This is a genomic window from Flectobacillus longus (assembly GCF_030056705.1).
In the GTDB taxonomy this organism is placed as follows: domain Bacteria; phylum Bacteroidota; class Bacteroidia; order Cytophagales; family Spirosomataceae; genus Flectobacillus; species Flectobacillus longus.
This window is the reverse complement of sequence record NZ_JASHIC010000032.1, coordinates 88247-94956: the sequence shown is the minus strand read 5'-3', so window position 1 is coordinate 94956 and position 6710 is coordinate 88247. Positions and strand designations below refer to the sequence as shown.

The window sequence follows — 6710 nt, the reverse complement described above, 5'->3', positions numbered from 1 at the left end:
ATAGTTATAGATCTTTGTTAAATCGCTTCGACACAACGATTTCAAGTTGGATGGGGTTTAACTTTATAGCATTCATTATCATGGCAATTAAGAAAATTAAAAAGTCAAGATGACTTCAATATAAACCATCAATAATGCAAGCTATTGCAGTATTATTTTAAGTTTTCTGTCTGGATGTTGGTAAAAAAGCATGCCTACTACTCAAAGAGAAGAAGAGATTCTCGTTTGTTGGGCTGTAATGAGAGGCTTTAAGCCATTTATGGGGAAAATCTATGAGTTATTGGGTTTAATGTATAGAGTTGGTTTGTAAAGATGACAGATCACATATTCAAGAATGATAATCCATCGACATACTTTAGAACTGGCTTGGGAGCTGTAATTAGCAAAGGTATATAACAAACAATTTTCTTAATAGCCCTTATGAAAGGCTAATAAGAAGATTGTTTGTTAGACTATTCACATTTCTACATTGTTATCTACCCTTCAACCCTAACATGTATTTATACAAGAATGAAAATTTATATTCATCTCCTCTGCCATGATTTTCTTTCTTGATGATTCCATTAGTAATTAGGAGCGTTTCAAGTGTTTTTTTTGTTTGCTTCTGCATGTCTGCTTCATTTCCAAATTCAGTAATAACATTTTGCAGTAATTCTTCAAAGATATTCTTATGAAGCGTAATATTTTTATATTTGTATTCAGTTGAATTCTTAATGAAGTCGAAAATATAACTAATCGGTGTATTTCCTCTTTCATGCCTAACCAAGTCATCAAAATGTCGTTCAACGGCCTTTAGTCGTACATCTTTATCTGTATAATATTTTTGAAAAAGAATAGGTTTGTCAGTATCTTCTTTTATGTATTTTTTATTTTTATTTTCTTCTAAAGCGAAATTAATTAACTCAATAAATGGTCTCAGACTAATTGTATCATCGGCATTTTTTAAATTATTATAAAACCAGTCGTAACTTTCTCCCATTCTTGTTGTTCTATTAACATCCACATTTTTACCAAAAAAAGTAGTCGCTAGTGGTCTTAATAGAGACTCCTCTAAAGGTGTTTGCTCTATCTTACTGTACGATTTTCGATTCTGCCTCACCACTATTCCATCGTAGTCTTTATACAAATACATCAAAGCCCACATCCAATCAGCCATGTTATCAGACAATACTATTTTAAAGAAATAAGAAAACATCTCTTCTTGCGTCCATTCAATATCAATAGATTGATTTTCAATGTCATTAACATTGTTTAGTCCTACCAACTTTCTAAATAAATCTTTTCTTACAAATAATTTACCAAAAATACGATGGTGTCGTTTGTATCGCCAGAATTCGATTAAGGAAGGCATCCAATCATTCCATAAAGTTGGATCTACGATTTCATCCAATTGGTCATATAAAATAGTAAGGTATTCTTTTTTTCCATTTCCTTTTTCTACTAAGAAGGAATCTAAACGAGCAAATTCATTTTCTATGGCGATAATGGAATTATCATCATGTATTAATTTTTCTAATAAAATTTTTGTCTTTGAATCTTCTCGAATATCAACAGCTTCTATTTCGTCATTTTTAGGAAAATCACTAAAAATCGAATTAATGTCCTTCAATACAATTTGCCAAGTATAAATAAGCCAAAAACGATATTGAAAATGCTTGCTAAAAGTAGTTTCAAAATTACTTACTTTGAAAATTCTGTTATACTTATCTATTGTATAGATAAAATGAAAATTATCAGTTTTATTAGCTTTATCCTTTAAATCCTTAACAATTTTAGCACTTTTAAGAGCATTGTAAATGTATGATTTTCCTGTCCCCTTGCTACCCAAAATCATAAATTTATCAATATTAAATAAATCGTTCATACAGGTTCTAAAGAAAAATTGATTATTGTCAAAGTCTCTCTCTATGTCTGAATTCTCTGCATACAGACTTGTCTTTTTTATTTTATCACGAGTCGATTGTAAAATTTTCTCTTTAATATCTTTTTTCCAAAGCTCTTTTTTACTTTCTGTCGCTCTGTTGATTTCATCTAATTTTGGGGCTTCTAAAAGAATATCATCTGATTGCACAGGCAAATATTCTCTATCAATGCTACTGTCGTTCTGATTTATTAATGATGTTGTATTTTCAACCCAGTTTAATCTTGATGAAAGGTGTTCAAACAAATCTTTAAAATCTTTTATCTCCCCATTTCTAATTAATTCTATAAAAATTTCTGGGTCATCATCTTTTGTTCCAAGTAATTCTAAATTCTCATCTCTTGAAACAGGGAAGCAAGGGAAGTTTAACTCAGAATCTTCTTGAATATTTTCTAATATTTGTTTAACATCATCTTTAAAGGAATTGAAAATACTTTTTCTCGATTTAATTGAAGATGGTAGAATAGAGTTTATTAAATATGGTTCTATGTATTCTCTATCAACCATGTTCTTTAAGAAAAAGTTGAGTCCAGGAAGCGATTGTGCATCATTTCTAAAAAAACCAACAACAAATTTAGATAATTGAAATGCAGCAACTCCCATAACTTCACTGAATCCAGTCCTTGAATCTATTAAAATAACATCAGGGTTAAAGGATTCCCTTAAATCATTAATAATACCTGTAAATTGTTGAATGATATATTCTTGATTTGTAAAGTCTATTCTCGCAAGTCCTTCAATGTAATGATTCAAATTCGTTTTCAAAAAATCATTAGTTGGGGTTTGAGTGTCCAAATTACCTGCGGGCATGATTCTAATTGAACCAGAACCACTAAATTTACTTTCAACTTCCCATGTATAGCTTTCTAAATAGTCTTTAGAACTTGTTCCACTTTCTTTGTCAAGGAAATATTCAACAAATCCTTGTCTTTGGTTTTGCTCGTCCGCATTTTTTAAAAAGAAATTGGTAAAACCAGGAGCTTCAAAATCGCAGTCAAGTATTATCACTTTCTTTGCTTCAACTAATGCCAAATGTGTTGCGAAAGCTGCAAGTGTTGTTGAACGCCCCATCCCTCCTTTATAACTATAAAAGGTAATTACAGGACATTGAGATATATAAGTTTGCGTAGATTCGTTACCATGACTTAAAAGCGAATCAAATCGCCGTCTCCCTTTTTCTATATTTATACTATTAGAAGAGGTAAAGATTTTTTTATAAAATATCTCATCTAAATCTTCGTTAGTGAAAAAATCAACATTAGCATTGCTAAAAATCTCATTTATTATGTTTTCAACTAAAACATTATTTTCAGAATTTTCAGACAATACATACACGTATAGATTTTCATTAGTCCTCAAGAATATCCTAAAGTCAATTAAAAAATCTCCCTTATGTTTTAATTCGTGTAGTTTAACTTCAATTAAGCTACATATTTTGAATATATTTATCATTAGTGTTTGTCTTTAATTTTTAAAAAAATTGGCTCTACTGTCTGCGTAAAATGCTTCTTGACAATTTTTTCATTTTTATAATCCTTATCATCTGTTTCATATCGAACAGCTTCAGTCCATTTTTTGGACAAATCAGTCCATTCAAATCCATTAGCATCAAATGGAGATTCCTTGGGAGTCCTTTTTTTCCAAAATGGAGACTCGTTTGCAATTTTTTCCCAAAGGCCTTTTATGTCATGAGTCCACAATTCTAATTGAGTAAGTTCTTCTTTTGAATAACTTTTCGTTTTATGCTTTTCTTCTAAAATATAAAACTTTAAGATACATTCTAGAATGTAGCCACTGAGATAAAAAATATTTGAAATGACTTGAGGCTTAACATCGGCTTTAACTGTGTCGATTGAATCTAATAGATGTTTGCAAGTCTTATAGTGTTTTTCTGCTGCTCTTTGATATTTTTTTGAAGACCACATAGTTATTGTAGATTAGCTAAAACAAATATACAACTAATAAAACTACTGGACAAAATGTCAATTGAAGAGTAATTTTGCTTTGATATTGACATTCTTTAATCGTATCAAATGAAGAAATATATCAAGAGTATCAAACGTTGCTAAAGCAAGTTCAACTCTCGTTTAAGAGTGGTGAAACTTTACAACTTTTTGTGTGGTGAATGGCTTGCTGCAATACATTTCATACCTCTACCTTTGGTTTTGAAACTAGCTATAGTCAAGATTTTCGAGAGTTTTATGTATAGCAAGCGGTCAATTATACAACGAATCTGGATGCAAAACTTTAGATTTACTATTCCGAAAAATATCCTCAATTACCTTTGTATCAGCGTTGTAAATTGCTAATGTTTTTTCGATACCTAATCTTAAATAGTCCAAATGTGTCAAAATCATATTTGCTTGAGTATCATTGTTAGAGACCGCTTTAAAAGGAATGTAAATTACATATTCTAAATACCGCTCTTTTTTACTCTGGTATGATTTCTTGATAGCTAAATCTTTCACTTCTTACCCGTATTGACTATTACAAAAAGAGAATACCCTTCTTTTCCAAACAACGAAATCTCCCCAGCCTTAAATTTTAAGTCTATTTCTCGTATGAGCTCTTGGTGAATTTCTACGGGAATATCAAACGAATAGCCCACTTGGTGAAATATAGAGTCGATTCTAAAATTATTTTGCATACACTTTCTTGTTATTGGTGGTAAAACATTTAGCAATACATTTCCTGTTGAATTATGGTAGAATCTATAAAATTAGAAGTACTGGCTAGGAAGCCAGCACTAGCAGAGTAAAGCCGAGCGTAAGTCTTTTGATTTTTCAATTTCCAAATATGAAATAATTGAACTGTAAAATTGTCTTTTCCCACTAAATTATTTAATATTTCCTTTTAAATTTGCATGGCTATCCCACAGAACCCAACAGTTCTGTTATTTTTTTTACTTTTATTTGTGTCAAAATGACACATTTATTCCCAAGGTATTAACAAAACTTATGAAAAAAACTCTTATCACTGCGCTGACTTTATTGGCGAGTGTAACCTTTGCTCAACATAAAGCTGATTTTCATCAATGGGCAGCAACACCTCCAATGGGCTGGAATAGTTGGGATTGTTTTGGTCCGACAGTAACCGAGTCGGAGGTAAAAGCCAATACGGATTATATGTCCAAAAATCTCAAACAGTTTGGTTGGGAGTATGTCGTAGTGGATATTCGTTGGTATGTATCCAACGACAAAGCGCATGGTTATAACCAGACTGACCCTCAATATAATATCGATGAGTATGGTCGTTTGTTGCCTGCCGAAAATCGTTTTCCGTCTGCCAAAGGAGGTAAAGGTTTTAAGCCGCTAGCCGATTATATTCATAGCAAAGGACTGAAGTTTGGTATTCATATTATGCGTGGTGTACCAATTGTGGCGGTCGAAAGAGGCTTGCCCATCAAAGGTACAAAGGTGACCGCCAAGGATATTTATTCTCCAGCAGACCAATGCCGTTGGTTGCGTGATATGTACACGATTGTGCCCGACAAAGTTGGTTCACAAGAATATTATAACTCTATTTTTGAGTTGTACGCTTCCTGGGGACTCGATTTTGTAAAGGTCGATGACCTTTCTTCTCCGATTTATTTCGAAAAAGAGGTCGAGATGATTCGTAAGGCAATTGACAGAACTGGTCGTAAAATCTTGCTAAGTACTTCACCTGGCGAAACTCCTATTGACCACGCAGACCATGTGCAAAAAAATGCCAATATGTGGCGCACTGTTGGCGATTTTTGGGATAGCTGGGAGCAACTCAAAGAGCATTTTGAAGTGTTTGAGCGCTGGAATAAATGGAGAGCCTTTGGGGCGTATCCTGACGGAGATATGTTGCCAATGGGTCGTATTGGTATTCGTGCTGAAAGAGGTAATCCTCGTATGAGTAACTTCACCAAGGACGAGCAATATACACTTATGACGCTTTGGAGTATCTTCAAATCTCCTTTAATGTTTGGTGGGAACTTCCCTGATAATGATGCGTTTACGAATGCTTTAATTACCAATACTCGTGTGTTGGAGGTTTTGAAAAAGAGTACTAATAATAGACCTTTATTTACGAAAGAAGAAAGTGCTGCTTGGGTAGCCGATGCGCCACAAAAACGAGAAAAGTTCTTGGCGGTATTTAACAAAGCCGACCAGAAAATGGCAGTGGAGGAAAAAGCCGTTTGGAAAAGTGGACTTATTTCAAGAGATACACCAAATCAAAGTCAATCGTTGGATATTCCTTTGAAAGGGGCAAAGAAGCTCTATTTGGTTACCACAAATGGGGGCGATAATACGGATTGGGATCATGGTGATTGGGCAAATCCAGTTTTGTACAACGATAAAAATGCTTTATCGCTTACAGAATTAACATGGAAAAAAGCCACTGCTGGTTGGGGTAAAGTTCGAGTGAATCAAGGTGTGTCGGGGAGTGATTTAGTGGTTAATAAAAACAAGGAAAAGGGGATAGGGACACATGCCAACTCGGTTATTGAGTTTGATATTCCTGAAGGATATACGCATTTCAAGGCCTTGGTAGGAGTGGACAATGCCGCTGCTATGCAAAATGTGGGAGCTACTATGCAATTTATGGTATTTACCGAGGATCCTGCTGGTCCAGTCGTTCCCGAAAAGTCAGCGATTTCAATTGATTTGAAAGCGCTTGGGTTTACTGGAAAATGCCAAATTGTTAATTTATGGTCAGGAAAAAAAGTGGGTGTTTTTACAGATACTTTTTCTCCAGAAATCAACCGCCACGGAGCAGGGATGTACAAAATTATTCCTGTCAAATAATCTTGATTTTAACC

Annotated in this window: 4 protein-coding genes; 1 reads left to right on the top strand and 3 read right to left on the bottom strand. The window is 33.5% G+C overall.

Going from position 1 to position 6710, the window contains the following annotated elements; translation table 11 throughout:
• Positions 1-472 precede the first annotated feature (472 nt).
• From QM491_RS21590 to QM491_RS21580, 3 genes are all read right to left on the bottom strand, one after another.
• Positions 473-3373, bottom strand: a complete 2901-nt coding sequence (locus tag QM491_RS21590; protein WP_283329608.1) for a KGGVGR-motif variant AAA ATPase — start codon at positions 3371-3373, stop codon at positions 473-475.
• A complete protein-coding gene (locus QM491_RS21585; protein ID WP_283329607.1) occupies positions 3373-3846 on the bottom strand; it encodes a hypothetical protein in 474 nt (157 codons plus the stop codon). Before QM491_RS21585 ends, QM491_RS21590 begins: the two co-directional genes overlap by 1 nt.
• Positions 3847-4385: 539 nt before the next feature.
• Positions 4386-4568, bottom strand: a complete 183-nt coding sequence (locus QM491_RS21580) for a hypothetical protein (protein ID WP_283329606.1) — start codon at positions 4566-4568, stop codon at positions 4386-4388.
• Positions 4569-4878: 310 nt separating this feature from the next.
• On the opposite strand from QM491_RS21580, the gene QM491_RS21575 reads away from it, so the two are divergent.
• Positions 4879-6696, top strand: coding sequence for a beta-L-arabinopyranosidase (locus tag QM491_RS21575; RefSeq protein WP_283329605.1), 1818 nt, complete (start codon positions 4879-4881; stop codon positions 6694-6696).
• The last annotated feature ends 14 nt before the right edge of the window (positions 6697-6710 follow it).

What these genes read in the sequence shown, in the direction of transcription:
- QM491_RS21575 (WP_283329605.1), top strand. Translation starts at nt 4,879, where the DNA reads ATGAAAAAAACTCTTATCACTGCGCTGACTTTATTGGCGAGTGTAACC.
- QM491_RS21580 (WP_283329606.1), bottom strand. Translation starts at nt 4,568, where the DNA reads ATGCAAAATAATTTTAGAATCGACTCTATATTTCACCAAGTGGGCTAT.
- QM491_RS21590 (WP_283329608.1), bottom strand. Translation starts at nt 3,373, where the DNA reads ATGATAAATATATTCAAAATATGTAGCTTAATTGAAGTTAAACTACAC.
- QM491_RS21585 (WP_283329607.1), bottom strand. Translation starts at nt 3,846, where the DNA reads ATGTGGTCTTCAAAAAAATATCAAAGAGCAGCAGAAAAACACTATAAG.